At 55.6% G+C, this 24032-nt stretch carries 22 protein-coding genes and 2 tRNA genes; 18 read left to right on the top strand and 6 right to left on the bottom strand.

The annotated features are described in order from the left end of the window. The first annotated feature begins 170 nt into the window (after positions 1-170). The 3 genes from J5289_RS21830 to J5289_RS21820 all read left to right on the top strand — a co-directional run bounded on the left by J5289_RS21830 (position 171) and on the right by J5289_RS21820 (position 4932). The gene (locus J5289_RS21830; protein ID WP_209207303.1) at positions 171-2798 is read left to right on the top strand and encodes a glucosidase; all 2628 of its coding nucleotides are present in this window, start codon (positions 171-173) and stop codon (positions 2796-2798) included. Between the two features lie 231 nt (positions 2799-3029). Then, positions 3030-3878: an outer membrane protein gene (locus J5289_RS21825; protein WP_143123218.1), complete on the top strand. Its 849-nt coding sequence runs from the start codon at positions 3030-3032 to the stop codon at positions 3876-3878. A gap of 250 nt (positions 3879-4128) precedes the next feature. Further along, the gene (locus J5289_RS21820) at positions 4129-4932 is read left to right on the top strand and encodes an outer membrane protein (RefSeq protein ID WP_209207304.1); all 804 of its coding nucleotides are present in this window, start codon (positions 4129-4131) and stop codon (positions 4930-4932) included. 465 nt (positions 4933-5397) lie between these two features. Here the strand turns inward: J5289_RS21820 and J5289_RS29455 are convergent, their stop codons facing one another. Continuing rightward, a complete protein-coding gene (locus J5289_RS29455; RefSeq protein WP_257625450.1) occupies positions 5398-5523 on the bottom strand; it encodes a hypothetical protein in 126 nt (41 codons plus the stop codon). A 76-nt stretch (positions 5524-5599) separates the two neighbouring features. Between J5289_RS29455 and J5289_RS21815 the strand changes: the two genes are divergently transcribed. Then, positions 5600-5670: transfer RNA gene (locus J5289_RS21815), tRNA-Met, on the top strand. Between the two features lie 21 nt (positions 5671-5691). Here the strand turns inward: J5289_RS21815 and J5289_RS29950 are convergent. Next, positions 5692-5904 carry a DUF6719 family protein gene (locus tag J5289_RS29950; protein WP_374108590.1) on the bottom strand — a complete coding sequence of 71 codons (213 nt, stop codon included), beginning with the start codon at positions 5902-5904 and terminating at the stop codon, positions 5692-5694. A 355-nt stretch (positions 5905-6259) separates the two neighbouring features. Between J5289_RS29950 and J5289_RS29945 the strand changes: the two genes are divergently transcribed. The 3 genes from J5289_RS29945 (at position 6260) to J5289_RS21800 (ending at position 7236) form a co-directional block, all read left to right on the top strand. Next, positions 6260-6511: a putative metallopeptidase gene (locus J5289_RS29945; RefSeq protein ID WP_374108613.1), complete on the top strand. Its 252-nt coding sequence runs from the start codon at positions 6260-6262 to the stop codon at positions 6509-6511. 142 nt (positions 6512-6653) lie between these two features. Next, a complete protein-coding gene (locus tag J5289_RS21805) occupies positions 6654-7016 on the top strand; it encodes a DUF2280 domain-containing protein (RefSeq protein ID WP_307877420.1) in 363 nt (120 codons plus the stop codon). After that, on the top strand, positions 6898-7236 hold the full coding sequence (locus J5289_RS21800) for a hypothetical protein (RefSeq protein ID WP_209207333.1): 339 nt from the start codon (positions 6898-6900) through the stop codon (positions 7234-7236). Before J5289_RS21805 ends, J5289_RS21800 begins: the two co-directional genes overlap by 119 nt. A 57-nt stretch (positions 7237-7293) precedes the next feature. Here the strand turns inward: J5289_RS21800 and J5289_RS21795 are convergent, their stop codons facing one another. After that, positions 7294-7521 (bottom strand): type II toxin-antitoxin system HicB family antitoxin, encoded by a 228-nt coding sequence (locus tag J5289_RS21795; protein WP_209207307.1) that lies wholly within the window; start codon positions 7519-7521, stop codon positions 7294-7296. A 97-nt stretch (positions 7522-7618) separates the two neighbouring features. Here J5289_RS21795 and J5289_RS21790 point away from each other — a divergent pair, with 97 nt between their 5' ends. The 3 genes from J5289_RS21790 (at position 7619) to serA (ending at position 10853) form a co-directional block, all read left to right on the top strand. Beyond that, positions 7619-7831 (top strand): hypothetical protein, encoded by a 213-nt coding sequence (locus J5289_RS21790; protein ID WP_209207308.1) that lies wholly within the window; start codon positions 7619-7621, stop codon positions 7829-7831. 164 nt (positions 7832-7995) lie between these two features. Next, on the top strand, positions 7996-9174 hold the full coding sequence (locus tag J5289_RS21785) for a phosphoserine transaminase (RefSeq protein ID WP_209207309.1): 1179 nt from the start codon (positions 7996-7998) through the stop codon (positions 9172-9174). An 83-nt stretch (positions 9175-9257) separates the two neighbouring features. Next, entirely contained in the window at positions 9258-10853 is a 1596-nt protein-coding gene (gene serA, locus J5289_RS21780; RefSeq protein WP_209207310.1) for a phosphoglycerate dehydrogenase, read from the top strand. Between the two features lie 69 nt (positions 10854-10922). On the opposite strand, the gene J5289_RS21775 is transcribed toward serA, so the two are convergent. Next, entirely contained in the window at positions 10923-11885 is a 963-nt protein-coding gene (locus J5289_RS21775) for a glycosyltransferase (RefSeq protein ID WP_209207311.1), read from the bottom strand. Between the two features lie 263 nt (positions 11886-12148). On the opposite strand from J5289_RS21775, the gene J5289_RS21770 reads away from it, so the two are divergent. From J5289_RS21770 to J5289_RS21735, 8 genes are all read left to right on the top strand, one after another. Next, positions 12149-13255 carry a mechanosensitive ion channel family protein gene (locus J5289_RS21770; protein WP_209207312.1) on the top strand — a complete coding sequence of 369 codons (1107 nt, stop codon included), beginning with the start codon at positions 12149-12151 and terminating at the stop codon, positions 13253-13255. A gap of 352 nt (positions 13256-13607) precedes the next feature. After that, on the top strand, positions 13608-13898 hold the full coding sequence (locus tag J5289_RS21765; RefSeq protein ID WP_307877419.1) for a hypothetical protein: 291 nt from the start codon (positions 13608-13610) through the stop codon (positions 13896-13898). A gap of 214 nt (positions 13899-14112) precedes the next feature. Further along, positions 14113-15312, top strand: coding sequence for a tRNA 2-thiouridine(34) synthase MnmA (gene mnmA, locus J5289_RS21760; RefSeq protein ID WP_209207314.1), 1200 nt, complete (start codon positions 14113-14115; stop codon positions 15310-15312). A gap of 149 nt (positions 15313-15461) precedes the next feature. Then, positions 15462-15538: transfer RNA gene (locus tag J5289_RS21755), tRNA-Met, on the top strand. 92 nt (positions 15539-15630) lie between these two features. Beyond that, positions 15631-17475 (top strand): hypothetical protein, encoded by a 1845-nt coding sequence (locus tag J5289_RS21750; protein ID WP_209207315.1) that lies wholly within the window; start codon positions 15631-15633, stop codon positions 17473-17475. 58 nt (positions 17476-17533) lie between these two features. Then, positions 17534-18463, top strand: coding sequence for an HNH endonuclease signature motif containing protein (locus J5289_RS21745; RefSeq protein ID WP_209207316.1), 930 nt, complete (start codon positions 17534-17536; stop codon positions 18461-18463). Between the two features lie 161 nt (positions 18464-18624). Next, complete coding sequence (locus J5289_RS21740) at positions 18625-20949, top strand: ATP-binding protein (RefSeq protein WP_247750730.1); 2325 nt, start codon at positions 18625-18627, stop codon at positions 20947-20949. Further along, positions 20949-21851, top strand: a complete 903-nt coding sequence (locus J5289_RS21735; RefSeq protein ID WP_209207317.1) for a hypothetical protein — start codon at positions 20949-20951, stop codon at positions 21849-21851. Before J5289_RS21740 ends, J5289_RS21735 begins: the two co-directional genes overlap by 1 nt. Here J5289_RS21735 and J5289_RS21730 read toward each other — a convergent pair. Together J5289_RS21730 and J5289_RS21725 are read right to left on the bottom strand one after the other, a co-directional pair. After that, complete coding sequence (locus tag J5289_RS21730; RefSeq protein WP_209207318.1) at positions 21796-23088, bottom strand: DNA cytosine methyltransferase; 1293 nt, start codon at positions 23086-23088, stop codon at positions 21796-21798. The two genes, J5289_RS21735 and J5289_RS21730, sit on opposite strands and share 56 nt — an antisense overlap. 500 nt (positions 23089-23588) lie before the next feature. Next, positions 23589-24002, bottom strand: coding sequence for a hypothetical protein (locus J5289_RS21725; RefSeq protein WP_209207319.1), 414 nt, complete (start codon positions 24000-24002; stop codon positions 23589-23591). Positions 24003-24032 lie beyond the last annotated feature (30 nt).

The following is a 24032-nucleotide window of genomic DNA, read 5'->3' as shown; positions in this document are numbered from 1 at the left end:
ATGATCGGTCTTCGGTGGCGCATGATTGCCGACATTGCGCCGTGTGTTGAAGATCGGCTCAACCACCCATGCTCGCTTGACGTATCCCACAGAGGGCTTACGGATCTGATCCGGCCTTGATGCAAACCAACGACCCCAGTGCGGCTCGTTTCCTGTGCGGTGTGTAAGTGATGACGACTGTCGATAATGCGGTGCTGGCAACGGCTGAAGGCCAACGACTGCAGGAGATTAAGCGCGGTGTTGCCTGGCGGCGATGGGGCCCATATGTGTCCGAGCGTCAGTGGGGAACGGTTCGCGAAGACTACAGCGCCGACGGCGATGCCTGGAATTTCTTTCCGTTCGATCACGCCCGAAGCCGCGCCTACCGCTGGGGGGAGGACGGGCTTGCGGGCTTCTGCGACGAGAGCATGCGCTGGTGTCTGGGGCTGGCACTCTGGAACGGCAAGGACTCGATCCTCAAGGAGAGGCTGTTCGGGCTTGCAAACGCCGAAGGCAACCACGGCGAGGACGTCAAGGAAGTCTATCACTACGTCGACGCAACGCCGACCCATTCCTACCAGAAGATGATCTATCGCTATCCACAGGCGGCTTTCCCCTACGGACAACTCCGCTCCGAGAACGCCAAACGAACGCGGCTCGATCCGGAGTTCGAAATTGCCGATACCGGAATCTTTGCCGAGGGGCGTTATTTCGACGTGAGCATCGAATACGCGAAGGCGGGGCCAGACGACATCCTGATGCATATCGTCGTGGAAAATGCGTCGGATGAGGCTGCTGTGCTTCATCTGCTGCCACAGCTCTGGGCGCGCAACACCTGGTCCTGGTCGGACGATCCAAAGCGTCCGCGGCTGGAGGCGCAGGCGAATGGCGACGTGCTTGCCACCCGGACGGCTAAGAAGACGTGGCGCCTCAGCGTCGACCAGCCCTGCGAACTGTTGTTCTGCGAAAACGACACCAATTCGCCGTTCCTTTTCGGCTCTGAGGCCGGCGGGCGTTTCAAGGATGGGATCAACGATTTCGTCGTCTCCGGTGTTCAATCGGCCGTCGATCGGCAGAGCGGCAGCAAGGTCGCGGCACGACAGATCTTCGAGGTGCCGGCAAAGGGCAGGGTCTCCATGCGCCTTCGCTGGCGGGAAGACGGGCTTTCACCCGCGCCCTTCGGCGATTTTGACGCAATCGTCGAACTCCGGCGGCAGGAGGCGGATGCCTTCTACGACGCGGTGCAAAAGGATATTGCCCCGCAATCTGCCCGGGCGGTGCACCGCCAGGCCATTGCCGGACTGCTGTGGTCGAAGCAGTTTTATTTTCTCGATGTTCCCTGCTGGCTCGACGGCGATCCCAATCTTCCGCCGCCGCCCGCAGAGCGTCGCAAGGCGCGCAACGCTGACTGGCGCCATCTTAACAATGCCGACATCATCCTGATGCCGGATGCCTGGGAATATCCCTGGTATGCCGCCTGGGATCTGGCTTTCCATTGTCTGCCCGTGGCGCTGGTCGATCCGGATTTTGCCAAGCAGCAGCTGTTGCTGCTCACCCGCGACTGGTTCATGCATCCGTCCGGGCAGTTGCCGGCCTACGAGTGGAATTTCTCCGACGTCAATCCGCCGGTGCAGGCCTGGGCGGCCCTACAGGTCTATGAAATCGACCGCAAGCTGACTGGCATCGACGATATCTCGTTCCTCGAGCGCATCATGCACAAGCTGATGCTCAATTTTACCTGGTGGGTAAACCGCAAGGACTCGGACGGCCGCAACCTCTTTCAAGGCGGTTTCCTCGGGCTCGACAACATCAGCCCGTTCAACCGCTCGGAGGCTCTGCCTGACAATATGGTCCTCGATCAGGCCGACGGCACCGCCTGGATGGCGATGTACGCGCTCAACCTGATGAAGATCGCCATCGAGCTGGCGTTGAGCGATCCTGTCTATGAGGACATGGCGAGCAAGTACTTCGAGCATTTCCTGCTGATCGCCGGCGCCGTTGCGGATATCGGCGAAACCGGCGAGGGGCTGTGGAACGAGGAGGACGGCTTCTTCTATGACATGCTGCGCCACACGGACGGATCCTCTGTCCCGATCCGCATCCAGTCGCTGGTCGGCCTCATTCCGATCTTTGCCGTCGAAGTGCTGGACAACGATATTTTCGACAAGCTGCCGTCCTTTGCTGCCCGCTCGCGCTGGCTGCTGCAAAACAGGCCGAAACTTGCCTCCCTTGTCTCGCGCTGGACAGAGCATGGCGAGGGGGAGAGCCACCTTCTGTCGTTGCTGCGCGGTCATCGCTTGAAGGGGCTGCTCAGGCACATGCTCGATGAAAAAGAGTTTCTTTCCGATTTCGGCGTTCGATCCCTGTCGAAAATCTATGGGTCCAACCCTTACCGTTTCCAGGCAAAAGGCATTTCCATCGAGGTGCCCTATACGCCGGGGGAGGCGGAGAGCGGTCTTTTCGGTGGCAATTCTAATTGGAGGGGCCCGGTATGGATGCCGGTCAATTTCCTCTTCATCGACGCGCTGCGTAAATTTCATAGCTATTTCGGGCCGGACTTCCTGGTGGAATGCCCAACCGGGTCAGGCGTTTTCATGAGCTTGGACGGGGTCGCCGACGAGCTGAGCAAGCGCCTTGCCCGATTGTTCGTACCCCAAGGGGAGAGCGGCGCTACACCCGTTGGCGACTCTATCCTGGGCTATCAGTTATTTTACGAATACTTCCATGGCGATACGGGCCGGGGGCTGGGCGCCTCACACCAGACCGGATGGACGGCGCTGATTGCCAACCTCATCTCCACGACCGGGCAAGCCCGATGAAAATAGCCGACGAACGACCGTTCGTCGTTCGTCGGCAAAAGGTGAGAAGATATTCTCGACAATCGAAAAAGTTTTAAATTTCCGGTGACAGGCGTCCGCTTCACTCAGCTTGGTAGCCGGGCAACAGGGCTTTTAATCGGCCCTTAACCATTTAATTGCATGATCCGCTTCATGAACTCCGTTTTGGTATGCGCAAACACGCCAACGGCTAGACAAATTTGGGAGCCGAACATGATGAAAAGCTTGATTGGGGCTATTGCCTTGGCCCTGGCTGCGACGACGGCATTCTCTGCCGATCTCTATCAGCCGGAACAGGCCCCGCCGCCAGAAGTTGCCGTTGCGCAATCGAGCGGCTGGTATTTGCGCGGCGATGTCGGCTACGCCTTCAGCGACCTGCGCGGAGCCAACTATTTCCAGGGCTCGAACAGCAACATGCAGGACTTCGATTCTGCCAAACTCGATGACAGCTTCACGCTCGGTGGTGGCGTCGGCTACCAGATCAACGATTACCTGCGCACAGACGCGACGGTCGACTACCTGTTCAAGTCGGACTTCAAGGGCTCGACAAAGGGCGATTGCGGCGGTTGCGGACCGGATTTCTCGGCCGTTGCCGCGACGTCACGTGACCGCTCCTCTCTGACTGCCGTGAGCTTGCTTGCCAACGCCTATGTCGACATCGGCCACTACGGCGCCTTCACGCCTTACGTCGGCGGCGGTCTCGGTGGCACCTATATCAAGTGGGACAAGCTCCACAACACGTCTTGCTCGGATGCCGATTCGTCCTCTTGCGACGAAACCGTAACCCATAACGGCCGTGGTAGCTGGCGCTTCACCTACGCGCTGATGGCCGGTACCGCGATCGACCTGACCTGCAATCTGAAGGCCGACGTCGGCTATCGCTTCCGCCACATCGAAGGCGGCGACATGTTCGGCTTTGCCGAAAATGGTGGTCCCGGTTACGACAAGGGTCTGAACCTGCACGAAGCCCGCATCGGTGCGCGCTACAACTTCGGTGGCTGCCAGACGGCCAGCTACATGCCTCCGGCCGAAATCCCGGTCGCCCCGGCTGTCTACAAGTAAACAACTATCTTGATCGTCGAACGCAAAAGCCGCCCGGTCGCTCCGGGCGGCTTTTGCGTTGTCGGCGCGGGCGACCATCGACTGATACCAATCGGCAACAGGCTTGTCTTCGCGACGACGAAGCAAGGCCGATTAAACCTTCATTAACCACGAATTCCCTATGGTTAATGAAATCAAAACGGTTGGCAGATTCGCCTTGGCGCGCGTCTGGCTGGAATGCGGGCCTTGTGCCCGGTGAGGAGTGCTTGCGATGATCCGCTTCGATGCTTTGGCAGCGGCCGTGGTGATGACTGCATCGGCGGCGGGTGCCGCCTTTGGCGGTGATATGCCCCCCGAGATCACAGTGCCCGAGGTGAGCGTCAAGGAAGCGCAAGGGTTTTACGGCCGTGTCGATCTCGGCTATGCGGTGCAAACCAGCCTGCACGGTGCGCGGCTGCGCAGCTATGACGCCAGCAGCGGCGGTTACGACAGCGAGCGTTTCGACAAGAGCCGCTTTGGCGGCAACGATTTCTCCGGTGGTCTCGGCATTGGCTATCAGTTCAACGATCTCGTGCGCGCCGATGTCACGGGCGACCTGTTCCGCGGCGATTTCAGTGGCAGGTTTTCGACGGCTTCACCTTGTGCTGATGGGGCAGGGGGAGCCAGATGTACCGGCAAGACCTCCGCATCCTTCAAGGCGGGCAGCCTGCTCGCCAATGCCTATGTCGATCTCGGAACGGTGGCCGGTTTCACCCCCTATGTCGGGGGAGGCGTCGGTGCAACCCGGGTAAGCTGGGGCGATGTCCGAACGACGAGCGCCTGCGTCGGCTGTGCCAGCGATGTCGCTTCGAGCGCGCGCAGCTCCAGCGATGCCGACTGGCGCTTCACCTATGCATTGATGGCAGGCCTTGCCTATCAGCTCTCACCGAACGTCAAGCTCGATCTTGGCTACCGCTACAGCCATGTGGCGGGAGGCGACATGTTCGGCTCTTCCGCCGCCAATACGGCCGCCGGTGCCACTGGCACCATGGCCCGCCAGGAAATCCGCGTCGGATTGCGCGTCACCACCTGGTAGCCTTCATAAGATTGCCGCCGCGACAAAAGATCCTCTCGTCACGACACCCTTCTTGACTTCGGCCGTGTCCCCCTTGACCCACAGCGGCGGCCCACCCTTCCCCAACGAAGGAACGTTTTGTAAATACTAACTATCTGTTTTAGCAAACGTAAAAACTTTTTCTTTACGCTGGCGGCATGTGAGCTGAGGGGCTGTAGAGCTCGGAGCGCAGGGTATGACTAAGCAAGACGAAGAAGAATTCGCTCTCGCTGTGCGCAAGCTTCCACAGTCGGTATCTGCTTCACCAATGGAGCTTGTTGCCCATGGTGCGGAGCCATCAACGGCACTGTGACCTTTGGCATGAAGGCATGCGTCGAATGTAAAAAGCCATATGCGTTCGGTCACCCCGACTGGCACCCTGGCAAAGACCCTATCAGCTGGACGCCTTTCCCTTTCTCCGAATTTATCGCTTTGGGCAGTGGAACCTCATTCATTCCAGACTTCTACCCGAACAAGCGCCTTCTCGAAATCGAGTTCCAGCAGACCGAAGAATCGCTTGGTATGTGTGCCGAAGGGATTATAGGCAGCGGTGATTTGATTTGGGATGTGCATTGCGGATTTCGCCGGCCCCGCGGAGAGAGCTTCACGGCTCCCCGTTCAACATCCCATCCAAAATTCTCGTTCACGTCGGGTAGAGCAGCCTGGTCGCTCGTCAGGCCCATAACTTGGAGGCCGCAGGTTCAAGTCCTGCCAGCTTAAGCAAATGTTTTAGGTGACGTCCTACTTGTGGACAACGCATTCGTGCTTTCTAGGTATACCTTCCCGATGATTGCCACCGGTGACCTTGGCAATCTGCCCATGCGGGCATTTGCCATCGTCTGTATAGACGACTTCACCGGCCCTTAAGTTACCGGTACTTGGCGCATTTCTAGCGACAAACGAAGATCCTGTTGAAATTATCAGTGCGAGCAACAGCACAAAACGAAGCGGCATCGCAGGCCTCTATTTTTATTTGGGCGCGGCGCGGGTTTGCGCGGCATCCACAGTAACACACGCATGCGATCGGCAGTCAATCTAAAGCTAGCAGAAGACTTACAAAATGCACAAGGCCTCGATCGGTGTTTGCTTAGTAGTTGCTATCGCGTTAGTGGCGTTCGGCGTGTTGATGCTTCTGGGCCGCGCTCGTTACCAGCCGCTAGGCCGCTTTATATGGAAGACACTGTGACAGTCAGCCCGTATCCACCCAAAAGCCTGGCTGCCGTCGACAATCGCGTCACCTTCATTCCGGCCCCTGATATTGCCGAATGGGTAGTGGCGCCAATCTTCAACGAAGCCTCACGCGTCCACAATCCGGATCACGATCATCTGGCCGACGCCGTCGAGAACTCACGCAAAGGGGAAACGTGTCATCGGTCAATGCGAAGAGGGAAAGCCTCAGGGCGTCATGGGCAAGTGGTCCCGTGCTCGCGCCGAGCAGGTCATGGAATGGTTTGGGCAGATACCAGACTTCATCATCACGCTTGCTGCCAGCTATTGTGCCCAATGTGGCGACGCCAAACTGATGGCGCTTGTCGAGCACGAGCTTTATCCTGCAGCTTAAGATTTGGACGACTTCGGCCAGCCAAAGTTCAATAAGCAGACAGGCCGCCCAGTCTACATCATTCGAGGCCACGACGCAGAACAGTTCATCGGCGTTCTCGGCGGCTATGGAGCAGATGCTTCCGGCGTTCGCGAGATAATCAATGCAACCAACCGGCCGCCTGAGATTGCCCGAGCCCATATCGACCACGCATGCGGCACATGCAATCTGCGCGTGGCCTGAAACTGGATGGCGTCTTGATATTCCCATGAGCAAAGCAAAACGCACCCGCGAGCAGCAAACCTATGTGGCGCAGGCGCTCGCCTCCTTCGACGCGCTATCCGTAGTTGCCGCTGTTCTAAAGAGAGACTTTGGTATCGTCTTTTCGCCTCAGGCTGCCTGGATCTATGACCGGATCGCCGCGGCGTCCGGGAGCGTGCAAATTCTACCAAGACCTCGTTCAAACCCTCAGCGAAGCCGTGGCGATCGTTGCTCGCTACGACTGCGTGAAGGATGCCAACGGTAAGACCCGCCGAGTTAGAAACAAGCGCTATGAGACGGAAAGCCCGGACCCGGAGATACCAGAAGCCGGATTTCTCCCTTGGGACTATTATTGGGAGCTCCGATTATCTGAGGCTTCGGTCTGGTTCGGGCGAGCTTCGATCTCGAATCCCGAGCTTATTAATTGGCTGCAGGTCACAGGCGTCGGGCTGATGCTCGAGGCAAAGAAAAACCCGAGGCGTTAACCTCGGGTCTCATGGGGCCGGCCTTCTTAGAAGCGCCGACTAAGCCGCCGAAGCCGGCTATGGAGTCATACGATGATATTCTGAAGATGCGACAAGGGTAGAGCGACCCATGTCGTGAGCGGCTTCAAGCCAACAACCGAGCGCGTCCTGAACGTTCGCAGCGGCTTCCAAGACCGATTCGCCGTCAGACATGCAGCCGGGAAGATCTGGAACGGTAGCGATGTAGCCGCCGCCATCTTCTTTGGACAGCGGCTCGATGATGATTTTATAATCGTAGCTTGCCATTTGGCAGTCCTGACAGCGTCGATGACGCGATGAGTTTCTTGATGTATACAGCTTTTACGGGCCGTTTGAAACGTATGGTCAAAATCTCATTCTGAGAATGGTGTTTGACCTTGAAGTGGGACCCGTTGGTGGGCTTTTCGCAAGCGATATCATGCTCGCGGCAAACCCCTTCAACATCCTGGATGCTCCAGTCGCCGTGCGGATTGACTCGCATCTTCTCAAGGCGTTTGGAGTTCCGTCTGAATTCGACGACCATCAACCGCCGCCGCCAACCGCAACGCCGCCGCCGTTTTTTTCTCGTTCGATGTGATCTTCCAAGAAATGACCGTAGTCGTCAAAAAGATCGAGGACGAAACTGTAGACTTCCGAGGGGCCAACACGCCTTGGCTATTGCTCTTTTTCAAGGCCTCAAGTATTGGTGACGGCGGGCCACCCTTCCCCAACGAAGGGCTTTCTATCTGAGAGGATAGCCTCATGATTGAGACCGCAAAGCCGGACATCCGTCCGCACAATACCCATTTTTCTTCTGGCCCCTGCTCGAAGCGCCCCGGTTGGTCGCTCAATGCTCTTTCCGATGCGGCGCTTGGCCGCTCGCACCGCGCAAAGGTCGGAAAGACCAAGCTCAAGCAAGCCATAGACCTTACCCGTGAAATTCTGAACGTACCGGCCGATTACCGTATCGGCATCGTGCCCGCCTCCGACACCGGCGCCGTTGAAATGGCGATGTGGTCGCTGCTCGGCGAGCGCGGCGTCGATATGGTGGCCTGGGAAAGCTTTGGCGCCGGCTGGGTGACCGATGTCGTCAAGCAGCTGAAGCTGAAGGATGCGCGCAAGATCGAAGCCGACTATGGCGAGCTTCCGGACTTGTCGACCATCGATTTCGACCGCGACGTCGTCTTCACCTGGAACGGCACCACCTCCGGCGTCCGTGTGCCGAACGCCGACTTCATTCCGGGCGACCGCAAGGGCCTGACGATCTGCGACGCCACCTCGGCCGCCTTCGCGCAGGACCTCGATTTTGCCAAGCTCGACGTGACCACCTTCTCCTGGCAGAAGGTTCTGGGCGGGGAGGGGGCCCATGGGGTTATCATCCTCTCGCCGCGTGCCGTCGAGCGGCTGACGACGTATGTCCCTGCCTGGCCACTGCCGAAGATCTTCCGCATGACTTCGGGCGGCAAGCTGATCGAAGGCATCTTCACCGGTGAGACGATCAACACGCCATCGATGCTCTGCGTCGAGGATTACATCGATGCGCTGCTCTGGGGGAAGTCTCTCGGAGGCCTGAAGGCGCTCATCGGCCGGGCAGATGCCAATGCCAAACTCATTGCCGACTTTGTCGCTGCCAACGATTGGATCGCCAATCTCGCGGTAAAGCCGGAAACAGCGTCCAACACATCCGTCTGCCTGCGTATCGTCGACAGGGATGTCTCGGCGCTCGACGAGGATGGCCAGGCTGCCTTCGCCAAGGGCCTTGTCGCGCTCCTCGAAAAGGAAGCTGTGGCATTCGACGTCGGCCATTACCGCGATGCGCCGTCCGGTCTGCGCATCTGGGCCGGTGCGACGATCGAGACATCGGACATGCAGGCGCTGATGCCCTGGCTCGCCTGGGCTTTCCAGACGCAGAAGGCAACGCTTTCCAAGACCGCCGCCTGACCGAGCGATTCAGGCTCCGCCGAGAGGGCGGAGCCACAACATTTCATTGACTTCATCGCTGAACCCATTCTCAGGAGGCCATCATGGCACCTCGCGTTCTCGTATCCGACGAATTGTCGGAAACTGCCGTCCAGATTTTCCGCGACCGTGGCGTCGAGGTCGATTTCCAGCCGCAACTCGGCAAGGACAAGGACAAACTTGCCGAAATCATCGGCAATTATGACGGTCTCGCGATCCGCTCCGCGACCAAGGCGACGGAAAAGCTGATCTCTGCCGCCACAAATCTCAAGGTCATTGGCCGCGCCGGCATCGGCGTTGACAATGTCGATATCCCGGCAGCGTCCCGCCGCGGCATCATCGTCATGAACACGCCGTTCGGCAATTCGATCACGACGGCCGAACACGCTATTGCGCTGATGTTTGCCGTTGCCCGTCAATTGCCGCAGGCCGATGCCTCGACGCAGGCCGGCAAGTGGGAAAAGTCGAAATTCATGGGTGTCGAAATCACGGGCAAGACACTCGGCGTCATCGGTGCCGGAAACATCGGCTCTATCGTCATTTCGCGCGCCCTCGGGCTGAAGATGCACGTCATCGCCTACGATCCCTTCCTGTCCAAGGAGCGGGCCGAGGAAATGGGCGTCACCAAGGTCGAACTGGAGGAGCTTCTTGCCCAGGCTGACTTCATCACCTTGCATGTGCCGATGACCGACAAGACGCGCGGCATCCTCAACAAGGAGGCGCTTGCAAAGACGAAGCCAGGTGTTCGCATCATCAACTGCGCGCGCGGCGGGCTGGTCGATGAGGCAGCCCTTGCCGAAGCCATAAAGTCCGGCCATGTCGCCGGTGCGGCCTTCGACGTCTTCGAGGTCGAGCCTGCCAAGGAAAGCCCGTTGTTCGGTCTGCCGAACGTCGTCTGCACGCCGCATCTGGGCGCTGCCACCACAGAGGCGCAGGAAAATGTCGCCCTGCAGGTCGCCGAGCAGATGTCGGACTACCTGATGAAGGGCGCCGTTTCCAACGCCATCAACATGCCGTCCATCACTGCCGAGGAAGCACCACTGCTGAAGCCGTTCATCCGTCTTGCCGACGTGCTTGGCGCTTTTGTCGGCCAGGTGACGGACGAGCCGATCAAGGAAATCGAGATCCTCTACGACGGCGTTACGGCCAACATGAACACCAAGGCACTGACATCGGCATTGCTGGCCGGCCTGATCCGTACCCAGGTATCCGACGTGAACATGGTCTCGGCGCCGATCATGATCAAGGAAAAGGGAATCGTGCTATCAGAGGTCAAACGCGACAAGACCGGCGTCTATGACGGCTACATCAAGTTGACCGTCAAGACCGACGAGATGACGCGCTCGGTTGCAGGCACCGTGTTCTCGGATGGCAAGCCGCGCTTCATCCAGATCAAGAACATCAATCTGGACGCGGATGTCGGGCAGCACATGGTCTACATCACGAACACCGACGTTCCCGGCATGATCGGCTTCATCGGGACGACGCTCGGGCAGGCCGATGTCAATATCGCCAACTTCCAGCTCGGCCGCGACAGCCAGGGCGGAGACGCCATTGCGCTGCTCTACGTCGATGGTGCGATCAGCGCGGAAGTGCTCGCGAAGCTGACGGCGAATCCTGCCATCCGCCAGGCGCGGCCTCTGGTCTTCAACGTCGACTGATTTTCATATCTATCAAAACATAAAGCCGGCGCGAGCGATCGCGCCGGCTTTATGCGTTTTTGTTGCTAATCAGAGAATCCGACCGACAGACAGGTAGATGAGGCGTTTGATCTCTCGGCGGGCGCGGGTGGTCATGTCAAGGATGAGGGCGGTGAAGATGCTGAGAAACCCGAGCAGCACCATACCGAGGCTGAGAATTGCCGTTGGCAGGCGTGGAACCAGTCCGGTCTCGAAAAAGGTCATCAGGACAGGCACCATCAGCACGGTTGCAATGGTAAAGAACAGCAGGCCAAACAGGCCGAAGAACATCAGCGGCCGCTCTTCCTTGATGAGCTTGACGATCATCAACATGATACGCGCACCGTCACGCACAGTGTTCAGCTTGCTCACCGAACCTTCCGGCCGTTCGCTGTAGGGTGTCGGCAATTCTGCGCAAGGCATGCGCAGTTCCAGCGCATGTACTGCAAGCTCGGTCTCCGTCTCGAAGCCGCTGGACATGGCCGGAAACGATTTGACGAACCGGCGCGACAGGACCTTGTAGCCCGACAGCATATCGGAAAATTGCGGTCCGAAGATCCTGCGGACGATACCGGACAAAAGCCTGTTGCCGAACTGGTGGCCGGGTCGATAGGCACCGCTGAGTGTCGAGACGCGCGAGCCGTTGACGAAATCCAGCTCGTCTGAAATCAGAGCGTCAATCAGCATCGGGGCAAACAGCGCCGAGTAGGTGCCGTCACCATCGGCAAGAACATAGATGTCGGCATCGATATCTGCAAACATGCGACGAATGACATTGCCCTTGCCCTGCCGCTTCTCCACCCGGACGACGGCGCCGGCAGCACGGGCGATGGCGCCGGTGCCGTCGGATGAATTGTTGTCGTAGACATAGACGGCGGCACCCGGCAGCGACATCTGGAAATCGGCCACCACCTTGGCGATCGTCACGGCCTCGTTGTAGCAGGGAAGCAGCACGGCGATCCGCTTCTTGCCGAAGGCTGCCGACGATGGTTTGAATTCGGTGACTTCCAGCATTCGGCAGCTCCAGGACACAGAGGCTTTCCGTGCCAAAATTTACGAGCAGCACGGGGCCTACAGTTCTAAGGGCGTGTCTTTAAGATTTGGTGCTGATGAGGGTAGCCGCGCCACTATTCCCGAACCGCCGAACGGGGATGGTTTATGAAATCTGAACGTGACTGAGGTGATATCTGCAAGCAACCGCTGTCTGCAGGTTGGCTCGGAATGCAAATTTTGCCGCGCACCCTTTTCTATACCGCACTGCACACTATTTTGGGGGCATGAAGGAATTTCTGGCAAAAGTTGACGATCAATTGAACTGGCTGCCCGGCTGGGTCGTCGGCTTCGTGCTGATCATTGCGGCGATCCTGTTTGGCCTCGTGGTCCACAAGCTGCTTTTCAACATGCTCACGCGGCTGGTCGCCACTTGGGATCTGTTCTGGCGGTCGCTGATCTCGCGCACGGAACGCCCGGCGCGTTTTGCCATCGTCGTCGCGGCGCTGGCTTTCGCGGTCTCGGTTGCCCCGTTAATCGAGGTGCAGGCGTCTTTGTTGCGCCACGTCCTGCTCATCTGCTTCATCGCGCAGGTGGCCTGGATGAGCAAGTCGGCCCTGCACATCTGGATGATCGTCTACCTCCGGCGTTTCAAGCTCGATGCGGAGGACAATCTGCTTGCCCGCAAGCATGTGACGCAATCGAAGATCATGCAGCGCATCGGCGACCTCATGATCGTCATCGTGGCGATCGCCGCAGCGCTGATGACATTTGAGCCGGTGCGTCAATACGGTGTCAGCCTGCTTGCCTCGGCCGGTGTCGCCGGCATCGTCCTCGGTCTTGCCCTCCAGCCGGTCCTGAAGAACCTGTTTGCCGGCATACAGCTTGCGATCACCCAGCCGATCCGCATCGACGACGCACTGCTTGTCGAGGGCGAATGGGGCAATGTCGAGGAGATTACCTCGACCTATGTCGTAGTCAAGCTTTGGGACTGGCGCCGGATGATACTGCCGCTCAGCTATTTCATGGAGAAGCCGTTCCAGAACTGGACACGCGAAAGCTCGTCGCTGATCGGCACAGTCATGATCTATCTCGACTACAGCGTGCCGGTGGCGGCTTTGCGTGCGAAGGTTGAGGCGATAGCGGCGGAATCGGCCTTGTGGGATCGGCGCGTGGTCAATGTCGCCGTCACGGATTTCCGCGAGACTGTGCTCGAAGTCCGCATTCTCGTGTCCGCATCGAGCGCTGGCCGGACGTTCGACCTTCGGTGCGAGGTCCGTGAAAAACTGATCGAGTTCATTCAGTCGGAGTACCCAAAGGCACTGCCGCAGTTGCGCATGGACATGCGCGAACTGATGCCGCGCGAGCCGAACCAGTCGAGCCCTGCGGCGTAGGAATTGCCGCCGTTGTGGACGGATGCGATTTCTAGGTCTCCGGTCGATGCTCGCGGTAGATCCAGGCGGTGGTCTTCCATAAAACACACAGTCGATTGCGTCGCTCAAAGCTGCAGTTCGAACCATTCACGGTAACGCTACGACAAAATCGAATTGAGGGCATTGCGTTTTGTCGCCCGGCGCCTCTATTCCGTCGTCTTTTCGGTGCCGTTGTTCGCACGTCTTTTTCGGTACTGGATGGTCTTTTATGAGGGCAGTGTTGCGTCGCTTTGCATCCAGCATGCTTGTTCATCTCCTGCTTGCGTCCGCTGCCATGGGCAGTTGGGCCTTTTATGCAAACCGCAGGTATCCGATGCCGCAGCCCCTGTCGGCCGGGCTCGTGCAGGGAATGCTGTTTGCGCTGCTCATGGTGATTCAGAAGTCGGCCATAGACGTGCTGGCAAAGCGCTTTCCTGGCAGTGTAGCTCTTTGGGCGCCACCGCTGATTACCGGCCTGGGTTCTGCAGCCGTTCTCATCCTGGTGCATCGTCTGGGCGGCACACCGCGGATCGCACAGACCATTACCCTGCCGCTGATCGTTTCGACGAGCTACGCGACAATCTATACCTTTTGCATCGTTCGCGCGCGAGGCGAGACGCTGTGAGAACGACAAAATGCTCTGTCAGCCGGCCGCCAATCGGGCGGCTGCCTGCGTTTGCGCTCCGGGCCTTGCGTGCAATGCCAATTCTTTCTATATCGTCTGCCAGAAACCGCAGGTTTCCGGAGCCTCTTTTGGTCCGGCAAGCCAGATGTCTTCGATCTGCGGGCATGGCGCGGAACGTCACCAGAACGCGCGACAAGGGAACGGCAGGCAGACCGTGAATTCACTCGATTTCGACAAGCGTCCGGAAGATACCCGCATCGTCGTTGCCATGTCCGGCGGCGTCGACAGCTCTGTGGTGGCCGGCATCCTGAAGCGCCAGGGCTACGACGTGCTCGGCATCACGCTGCAGCTCTACGACCACGGTGCTGCGGTGCATCGTGCCGGGTCTTGTTGTGCCGGACAGGATATCGACGACGCGCGCCGGGTTTGCGAGACGATCGGCATTCCCCATTACGTGCTCGACTATGAGCAGCGCTTCCGCGACACCGTGATCAATCCCTTCATGGAAAGCTATGTGGCCGGTGAGACGCCGATCCCTTGCGTCTCCTGCAACCAGACGGTCAAGTTTGCCGATCTGCTGGCAACAGCAAGGGAGCTCGGCGCCGACGCGCTGGCCACTGGCCATTACATCCGCTCGCGTCCGAACCCCTCTGCCGACAATCCCGGGCGCCGGGCGCTCTACCGGCCTGCCGACGCCGATCGCGACCAGAGCTATTTCCTGTTTGCGACCACGCAGGAGCAGATCGATTACCTGCGCTTTCCGCTCGGCGGCCTGCCGAAGGCCGACACCCGGGCGCTGGCCGAGGAGATGGGGCTTGTCGTTGCCAAGAAGGCCGACAGCCAGGACATCTGCTTCGTGCCGCAGGGCAAGTATTCCGACATCATTACCAAGCTGAAGCCGAATGCGGCGCTCGCCGGCGAGATCGTCCATCTCGACGGACGCGTGCTGGGCAGCCACGAGGGTATTCTGCACTACACAATCGGCCAGCGGCGCGGCATCGGCGTTGCCACCGGCGAACCGCTCTATGTAGTGTTCCTCGACGCCCGCTCGCGCCGTGTCATCGTTGGCCCGAGGGAGGCTCTGGAGACGCACCGCGTGCACCTGCGTGATGTTAACTGGCTCGGCGACGAGGCGCTGGAAGTGGCCGCTGCGGGCGAGGGGTTTGCTTGCTACGCCAAGGTTCGCTCCACCCGCCAGCCGACGCCAGCCGTGCTGCACGTCAACGCGTCGGGCATCTATGTCGATCTTACGATCGGCGAGGCCGGCGTTGCACCCGGACAGGCCTGCGCGCTCTATTCTGCACCGGGCGACAATGCCCGGGTCTACGGCGGCGGCTTTATCGAACGATCCGAGCGTGAGCCATCGGCCGAGGCGTCGCTCGCAGCCCTGCTGCGCCCGGCCTTCGCCGCCTGAGCCTTGCCAAGCGCCCGGAACATGACCTGTTACTCGGCGCGTCGATTTTTGTCTCTGCCGCGCTTGACACTAAGGTGAAGGCGGTTTTATAAGCCGCTCAGCCAAACGGATCTTTCGCCTCGAATTCAAGAGTGTCGCAAAGGTCTTGCGGCGGGGTAGCTCAGGTGGTTAGAGCAGCGGAATCATAATCCGCGTGTCGGGGGTTCGAGTCCCTCTCCCGCTACCAACTTCCAAATGTTAAATAGATCAGTAGCTTGCCATGCTCCGGAGGTTCCGGCTCGTGTGTGACATCTCTCGCTCTTGTACGCGGAGATTTTCATGGCAATTGCATCCTATCTCACCCGACGCGAAGGCCGGTATTACCTGCAGCTGCGTCTGTCGAAGCTGACGGCGGAACTTCTAGGAAAGCCTCTGTATAGGACTTCTTTAGAGACCTCCGACTACATTTCAGCCAAATCCCGACTCGTTCAAATTTTGATTTGGCTGCAACGAATGAATGACAAAAAAAACCTCAGCGAAATGGTTGAAATTCTCAACGAGCAAGCGGAGGAATATTTGCATGACGCATTTCCTCCTAGTGAAGAGCGTTTACTAGCGAGAACCCGCTTCTCTGCATACGCACAACAGACGATCAGAAAATTAGACGTTACTAAAAAGTGGATGTACGGCGATCACGACGTCGAGCTATTCTCAAAGTTGAGGCGCATCGACTTGTTTAACATCGAAGCGCGGAAATTCGCGAGCGAACTTGCGGAGCATGCCTCCATCAGTGCGGCACATGCGCGAGGTAGGACCGAAGCGAAGATGGAACAGGTGCTCAATCGTCTGGCGTTGCAGCATGGAAGAGCTGTGCACCCTAAACCTTCTACTCCTTTAGCCTCCGCTGCACCGCCCGCAGATGTAGCACAAAACCAACCCACACCTGCTGCCGGAATTAAGGTGTCTGATGCCCTGAAGCTCTATTTGGCGGCTGGAAACTCTGCAGGAAAGAGCCGAGACGGGCTTGCGGCTGACGCGTTAATTGTAAATTTCCTAATAGACGAATTTGATGATCCGAAAGTGGGCCAGTTAGGACCAGCGGACTTCACTCGCCTCGACCGAATGATGGTCGACATCCCAAATCGGCCAAATATTCCCAAACAAGAGGCGAGCACGCTTTCAAACAGGTATAGGTACGCCGCCGCAAATGGCTGGGATAATCTGGTTCGTCTTACGGGTGCGCGTATCGAAAAAGGCTATCATAGTAGTTTATCAAAATTCTTTGGCTGGCTCATCTCAGAGGGCCACTACATTGGCAAGAAGCCAATTTTTACCCATGTAAGTGGAGAAAACCTAGTTTCCCTACCGCGAGATTCTTTTCGGCAAGAGGAGGTATTGGAAATCGTTTCCATGCCTCTCTTTGTTGGTTGTGATGGGAAAGACCGCATTTGGAGGCCAGGTGAGTTCTTCGTGCAGAACCATCTGTATTGGGCTTACATTTTGTTGCTGCTTACTGGACTAAGGCCCGGCGAATTAGGACGGCTTAAAATTGCCGATTTCGAGGAGCGTGACGGCATTTGGTATCTCGATTTGCGCGGTTTTGACCCCTCCAAAGGGAGAGTTCCACTCAAGGACGTGGTGCGCTTTAAGACCGCAGAATCCGCTCGAATAGTGCCCCTTCACCCTCTCATCCTGGACCTCGGCTTACTGGAGAGGCTGGAAGCGTTGGAAGAGGTCGGATGCACGGTCGTGTTCCCCGAATGGGAACCCTATCCAAAACCAGATGGCGAGATGCGGTGGGGTCAACCCCTTACTAAGAGTTGGCAATACCTCAAAACGAAAACATCGATACAACGCAAGGATGTCACAGTTTATTCGACTAGACATTTTTTCGCTGATTTAGTCGATGACTCAAACCTGACCCATAGGGCCAGGAAAAGGTTGATGGGCCACTCGAACAAGAGCGACATGCCAACTCGTTATGGATCGAAATCCCGCTTAACCACCCGAGACCTTAAGTCCTGGGTTGAAGCCCAGAATCCGACTATTGATAAGATGTCGGATATTTTATTGGCCGCAAAAGAGCGAGCAGACCGAGGTGAGTTGAAGATAATTAAGCCATGGATCAATAGAATCAGCTGGTCAACGTATTACCGAAGTAAGCACGATAGCAGCAGGAAATAAAAAATAGGTTATATAACATTGACCAGTCGGTCATTGATTAAATTAAGGGGTTATAGCTTTGAAATTACTTTACGGCGGAGAAGAGCTTGATGCTGAATTCGATATTACGGGGGCGGGTAGAGACTATGAGATATTCCTTAAGTCAGCGGGCGGCGGTCGCAACAGGGCCTATAAAAGCGCTCAGCTACTCCTGCTAAAGCGTTGTGGTGAACTGCAAGGCCGTCTTACTGACGCCTGGCTTAAGAGCACCAGCGAGCAAGCCTCAAGACTCTCCCGGGAAGAGTTGAAAATAGCACTGGAATATAGCGTCCGCTTGAGTGAGGTCGACCATGCCGATCTGGTAGCGAAGATACGGAAGTCTGTGCGCAACATGGCTCGGGAGGTTGATGCGGGAGGTTCTGGAAATCCTGAGAAAAGCATTTCTCTCTCTATAAAATTTCCCGAAGAGATCGGGATCGGCGACCTTGCTTCATACATTCGTGAAGGAAGCCTAGATGACGAACAGGAATTAGATCAATTCATCTCCGGCGCTGATGAAAGTAGCCGAGATCAAGCACAGGCTACGCTCGATAGACTTCAATTAGCGTTGGAGCGATATAATACTGTTTCGCCCGACGCAAAAGAGCGGCTTAGTACGCGTATAGAGCGTGGGCCAGTCGGTCAAATTATGAAGGGCCTGATTGGTCACAGGTGCCAGATAGGCGACGCACTCAACATCGAATGTGAGACGTTTATCGGGAAGGACGAGAGACCCTTTGTGGAAGCTCATCACGTAGTTCTGGTTTCGACACTTCAGCCAGGCGTCTTGCGTGCTGCCAATGTTGTAATTCTTTGTCCGCATCACCACCGTGAGGTACACCATGGTCTCAATGCATACATGAGTGATGACGGCCATCAGTTTCGGTTCCGCGTCAGTTCCGGCGGTGGCATCGTTGATAAGCCAAATATTGCTGACTTGCTTTTCAAAGCTCATGGCAAGTTAGGATAGGCATATGATTTGTGCCTTCCGGCTAGATGATGCGCAAAACTGCTGTCGCGATGGTTGTGTACCGCTATCTTTTCGATACATAACTACCTTAACAGATTCTCCACCTTATTTCTGACGAGGGCCCTCACCTGACCGACCTGCACTTTGACGTAAGTAGTGGCTTGAAAAGCGTCTTAGGTAGCGACCTCATCACAGACGACGAAGTTGCTATTTTTGAATTGGTAAAAAACTCTTTCGACGCTCAAGCCACTCGGGTCGATCTAGTATTCGACGATGGGAAAATCATCATCGCCGACAACGGGTCTGGTATGTCGTATGACGACATCCGGAGCAAATGGCTATTTGTTGCATACTCAGCAAAAAAGGAAGTAAACAGGCAGGCCGACTTCCGCGACACTATTGCTGAGCGCAGAAACTTTGCTGGCAGTAAAGGTATTGGTCGCTTTTCCTCTGATAGACTAGGCGCGGCTGTAAGGTTACAGACGCTGCCAACATCAGAGTCTGGTGGCAGGGTTCATTCGGTGTACGTAAATTGGGCTCGGTTCGATCAGGATCATCGGGAGCATTTCGATTCTATAGATGTTTCATATTCCGAAAACTCGGGCGGATTTGAAATTCCTGAATTGGTTCCTTCACTTGAACATGGGACCGTGGTGGCAATTGAACAGACGCGGCAAGTATGGGATCGCGACAAAATTCTGCAATTGAAGTCTGCTCTCGCGAAACTGATAAATCCGTTCGGTGCTTCTACCGATGGATTCAAGATTTATCTGCACGCGCCTGATGAGTGGGGAGCGGATCAGGAAGAACGAAACAACTCACTTCGACGAAACGAAGAACCTAATGATGCCCGGCTCGTGAACGGTGAGGTGGGTAACTTCATTTTCTCAGCGCTGTCGGAGAAGACAACATCCATCGAAGTCGTTATCGATGGGGCACGAAACACGATAGAAACGACACTGATCGACCGGGGAGAGCTTATCTACCGAATCAGAGAGCCTAACCCTTACAATTTGCTCAGTCCTTCCGGGTTCAGATGTCAGGTATTCTTTCTTAATCATTCTGCTAAAATGACCTTTGCGCGGAGAATGGGCGTTCCGTCCGTTCAGTTTGGATCAGTCTTCGTCTTCAGAAATAGCTTCCGAGTTTATCCGATTGGTGAGGAGGGCGACGACTGGTTCAAAATGGATCGCCGCAAGCAGCAAGGTTATGCTCGATTTCTCGGTACCCGTGACGTCATTGGTCGGCTGGACGTGTCCGGAGCAGACGCGGACTTTCAGGAGGCTTCAAGTCGGAACACCGGCCTCATCGAGACACCTGCGGTCGCACAATTGCGGCGATGTTTTCGTGACCATTGCCTCATCCGATTAGAGAAATATGTCGTTCCCGTTACCTTTGTTGATTCTGAGGATAAGAATTTTGGGGATGTCTCGCGGCTAATGACAGACCCTGGTCGCGCAAGAGTTGCGACGGCTGTTGCAAAACTTGTCGACGATAAAGAAGTAGAGCTTCTCGAATATAGCACGAAACTGATTGGGATTTTGAGCGAGAGATCATCCCAATTTGAAAGTTCGCTAACCAGCTTGAGGTCCATCGCCGAAAAGACCAAAGATCAATCACTTTTCACGAGTATCGAACAGGCTGAGCGCAGGTTCGAGGAGATGAGGCTCTCCGAGGAACGAGCCAGACGGCAAGCTGACGAAGAGCGGAGGGCTAAGGAGGCTGCTCTTAAAAGAGCTACCCACGCGGAGCAGATAGTTGAAACCGTCACTGTTCAGCTCACTGAAGAAAAGAAAAGAAATCTCTTTCTGACTTCTGTTTCATCTCTCGACGTCGACACCATATTAAACCTACATCACCAAGTTACGATGTATGCAGTGGACGTTCAGCAAAGGATTGAAAATTTCGTTGTAAGTATAGATGGTAAAGAGTCGGTGTCGAGAGCTGATGTATTGGCAGCTTTAGATGGTATTTCCTTACTAAACCGACGCATCATGGGCGTTACAAAATTTGCTACCAAAGCCAATTTTAGGTTGGAATCGGAAAAGATAGAGGCTGACATCGGCGAATATATCGAGCAGTACATAAATCAGGTGGCAAAAGACTTCCTTTCTGGGCCAATGAGCCTCTCCGTCGTTTCCGATGAGAAATCATTTGCGAAACAATTTAAGCCAATAGATGTCGCAGTCGTCGTAGATAATCTGATATCGAATGCACGCAAGGCGAGAGCTACCAAGGTCAATTTCGAAATCACCCACCCGGGAAAAGACTCGATCCACATCCGGGTGGAGGATAATGGCAGGGGTTTTGATCCCACAATTTTAGAAACAGCGCGGGTATTTGAGAAGGGCTTTACGAAGACAGATGGTTCAGGCCTTGGCCTATATCACGTTCAGCATGTGCTGGGCGAAATGAACGGCACGATAGAAGTAGTTAGCCCCAACGGCGCTCGCGGAGCAGCCTTCTTGATAAGGATCGCACGATAATGAGGCTCGATTTCAATGTCCTATGGGTCGAGGATAATCAAGTCCTTGTCGAGTCCCAAAAGGATAGGATCGCGTCGATTATTCGCAAAGAAGGATTTAGGCTGGCGGTGCAATTTGCACCATCTGTCGAGGCGGCTACCGAATTCCTATCGAATTCTATTTACGGCGACCACATCGACCTTGTGTTGATGGACTACGATTTAGGCGCGGGCAAGAAAGGTGATGAAGGAGTGGCGGAAGTCCGCGACGTCTTCGCCTACAAAGACATAATATTTTATTCTGGTCAGGCGACGACGAACCTTGCTGCTATGATTGCTCAGAAACAGATCGCTGGCGTATTCACTGCACATCGGCCTGAATTGCCTGATGTTGTTGAGGGTGTTTTCGAAAATCTGGTGAGAAAAGTTCTTGATATCGATCACTCTCGCGGCATCGTGATGGGCGCGACAAGTGATATCGATCAAATCGTCAATGTGAATTTGGCTGATCTCTTTGACACCAATCAAGAACTTCAAAGCGACGCGCTGCAAGCGGTGAAGGAAAGAATAGCCAAAAAAAGAGATGATCTAAACAAAGCATTGGACGCTATTGAACAAATTAAGCATCTTAGTGAATTGGAAGAGCACTATCTCCTTTATTCCAGCGACGAACGCTTTCGATTGTTGACAAAGTTACTGAAGGCAGCGGGCTTGCATCAAGATCAGAATGCCAGCTTTGAGACCTATCGAAGCTCCATTATGCCGCGAAGAAATGACCTTGCGCATATTACTGTAGTGCGGGAGGGCTTCTCTAGAAAGCTGTTTGATCGCAACGGCAATGAGATTACCGCCGATACAATGAAGGCTCTCAGGGTTGGAATACTAGACTTTCATGAGATTGTTCACGGATTGTTTGAGAAGTAGAACGTATATCTACTAGAGTTGACGCAAGCATTCTACCTATGGCTTCGGCAATCAGTGGTGGCACAGCATTCGCTACTTGTGTGAAACGAGGAACTTCGTGTTTTCTGCGTTCACCGCCGCTTGTGTACTTGCCTTTGAATTCAAAGAAGTCGGGAAAACTCTGTAGTCTGGCATTTTCGCGTACAGTTAAGGTTCGCGGCTCCGAATAATGGATTAAGTCATCTGGCATGCTGGTGATTGTTGGAGAGGGTTGATCGGGGTCCAAAACGCGAATCGCCGATTTTTTCAGGCCGAAGCTGGCCTTCAACTCGGCCGAAAGTGACTTGTTCAGACGCCCTTCCGAATGACAAAGCTCGATAAACTTGGCAAACCGGATTTTGATGTCAGCGCGATGGTTCGCGAGGCGGGTGTCTTCTATACCAGATAATGTGCCCATACGCATAAGCCGCTGGTACGACGTTATAGGTGAGGAATAGGTGATCTCTTCGAAACCCTTGGTGTCGCGACTTACGGCTTTCCCATTGCGAGCGACCTCTAGATCAGAAATCGCCATTTTAGCGGTTACCGGGGCCACTGCGATCCCCTTGTCACTTAAAAATCGCTGTCGATTCAACTCTAAATTCTCAAACGGGGAAAAATCTTCAAAGCCGCAACCTCGTCGAGCAGCGATTATAAAAAATCGATGCCGTCTTTGGGGAACGCCAAACATTGAAACATCAATGAGTTGTGTCGCTACGTGATAGTCTTGGTCCAGTTTTTCGATAATTCGTTGTGCGTAATTGACCCGGGTTTCGGGGCCTTCCATGAAATCTGAGGTGATTCCTCTAACATTTTCTATCAGCACGATCCGTGGCTTCAAAATGGACACGACTTCCAGATAGGCGTCGACCAACCTATTTCGTGGGTCTTGTGGATTCCTTTTCCCGGCGCTGGAAAAACCCTGACAAGGCGGCCCGCCAACAAGCATGTCGACCGAGCCCGCGAGTCCTGCGATCTTCTCAGAGTAATTTGTAAGCAAGTCGAAGACGCTTATCGGCGTTTTTGGCAACCACAACGGCCAATCATAGCGATGCTTTGCACGCTCCTCTAAAAGATTATGGCCAAGGGTCTGGAAGGCATTTGCGTCATGCTCTACTGCAAACAGTCCTTTCCAACCAGACTGCATCAACCCCAAGCTAAGCCCGCCACAACCCGCAAAAACGTCAATAAAAACCGGTGACCGTGGGGGCATATTCATCGTTACCGCTTTGAGTGTCGAGGCCGCTCACTCGTTTATCGCATTTTCCTTTACAAACTGCCAGGCGATAATACCACGGGCAGGCGCTTTGGCGCAAAAGGATGATAGGCCTCCATTCCGCAAGCGGCTTGCTCCAGTAAAGTAGGCAGATGTACGCAAAATATATTGTGGCAATGATGCTGTTTCCAGTCAGATCGACACGACATTTGCTTCACCCGTCCGCCCGAGCGGCTGCGATACGTGTGTCTTCGCGGCACGGGCGAACTGATCTTCGAGTTCGGAATAAGACGAAAACGGCCTAACCAGCTTGGCGACTAGGCAAGGTGGCAAAGACTTCCGGTAAACCGCGCTTGCCCCTTTCCTACTCCTAGATTCACAACAGCAATCAAAAGTCGCCAAGGCGGGTCACACCGGGAGACGGTACCCAACGAGAAGTGCAAGGTTGAGGAATCAAGCCGGTCTGTCAGCGCGTCATGCAACCAGAAAAACATCCTTCGAGTTTAACTAGGAACAACCTTCACCGCAGGAAGCTCCCATACGAGACCCTGCTTTGCGAATTCATCAATCGCTCTCGGGTACTTAGTTATGATTTCCTGAGCAAATTCCGCCGCGTCTTGCTTATTGTGACGAGCGATTATCCAAGCCAGAATAAGGCCCAAAATGAACAGCCACCAATGCCAGACCATCGCCAGAACGATGCCGCCAAGTAATAGGATAACGGATACCGCTTTCCAGGTGTTCGTTGCCGCCGCGTAGCTGCCGCCGTATGGCTTCATGAGCGCCGGATTTTTATTGAGGGCATCCACGTTCAGTACGCGGACAGTCTGCTTATCCAAGCTTTCCTCAATGATAAGGACGCGGTCGATTTGATCGTTGCGGTTCGGATTTGGCGCAAGCATAACTTTGGCAAGCATAGGCAACCCCATCACAGAACTGAATCTCGG

Origin of the sequence: Rhizobium sp. B230/85, from assembly GCF_019355735.1 — a bacterium.
GTDB lineage: Bacteria > Pseudomonadota > Alphaproteobacteria > Rhizobiales > Rhizobiaceae > Rhizobium > Rhizobium rhododendri.
The sequence above is the reverse complement of the archived record's forward strand: the minus strand, read 5'-3'. Positions and strand labels throughout refer to the sequence as shown.

Excerpts from the sequence above, each read along its gene's own strand:
- J5289_RS21830 (WP_209207303.1), top strand. The coding sequence starts at position 171 with ATGACGACTGTCGATAATGCGGTGCTGGCAACGGCTGAAGGCCAACGA.
- J5289_RS21825 (WP_143123218.1), top strand. The coding sequence starts at position 3,030 with ATGATGAAAAGCTTGATTGGGGCTATTGCCTTGGCCCTGGCTGCGACG.
- J5289_RS21820 (WP_209207304.1), top strand. The coding sequence starts at position 4,129 with ATGATCCGCTTCGATGCTTTGGCAGCGGCCGTGGTGATGACTGCATCG.
- J5289_RS29455 (WP_257625450.1), bottom strand. The coding sequence starts at position 5,523 with ATGCACATCCCAAATCAAATCACCGCTGCCTATAATCCCTTCGGCACA.
- J5289_RS29950 (WP_374108590.1), bottom strand. The coding sequence starts at position 5,904 with ATGCCGCTTCGTTTTGTGCTGTTGCTCGCACTGATAATTTCAACAGGA.
- J5289_RS21805 (WP_307877420.1), top strand. The coding sequence starts at position 6,654 with ATGCAACCAACCGGCCGCCTGAGATTGCCCGAGCCCATATCGACCACG.
- J5289_RS21800 (WP_209207333.1), top strand. The coding sequence starts at position 6,898 with ATGACCGGATCGCCGCGGCGTCCGGGAGCGTGCAAATTCTACCAAGAC.
- J5289_RS21795 (WP_209207307.1), bottom strand. The coding sequence starts at position 7,521 with ATGGCAAGCTACGATTATAAAATCATCATCGAGCCGCTGTCCAAAGAA.
- J5289_RS21790 (WP_209207308.1), top strand. The coding sequence starts at position 7,619 with ATGGTGTTTGACCTTGAAGTGGGACCCGTTGGTGGGCTTTTCGCAAGC.
- J5289_RS21785 (WP_209207309.1), top strand. The coding sequence starts at position 7,996 with ATGATTGAGACCGCAAAGCCGGACATCCGTCCGCACAATACCCATTTT.
- serA (WP_209207310.1), top strand. The coding sequence starts at position 9,258 with ATGGCACCTCGCGTTCTCGTATCCGACGAATTGTCGGAAACTGCCGTC.
- J5289_RS21775 (WP_209207311.1), bottom strand. The coding sequence starts at position 11,885 with ATGCTGGAAGTCACCGAATTCAAACCATCGTCGGCAGCCTTCGGCAAG.
- J5289_RS21770 (WP_209207312.1), top strand. The coding sequence starts at position 12,149 with ATGAAGGAATTTCTGGCAAAAGTTGACGATCAATTGAACTGGCTGCCC.
- J5289_RS21765 (WP_307877419.1), top strand. The coding sequence starts at position 13,608 with ATGCCGCAGCCCCTGTCGGCCGGGCTCGTGCAGGGAATGCTGTTTGCG.
- J5289_RS21750 (WP_209207315.1), top strand. The coding sequence starts at position 15,631 with ATGGCAATTGCATCCTATCTCACCCGACGCGAAGGCCGGTATTACCTG.
- J5289_RS21735 (WP_209207317.1), top strand. The coding sequence starts at position 20,949 with ATGAGGCTCGATTTCAATGTCCTATGGGTCGAGGATAATCAAGTCCTT.
- J5289_RS21730 (WP_209207318.1), bottom strand. The coding sequence starts at position 23,088 with ATGAATATGCCCCCACGGTCACCGGTTTTTATTGACGTTTTTGCGGGT.
- J5289_RS21725 (WP_209207319.1), bottom strand. The coding sequence starts at position 24,002 with ATGCTTGCCAAAGTTATGCTTGCGCCAAATCCGAACCGCAACGATCAA.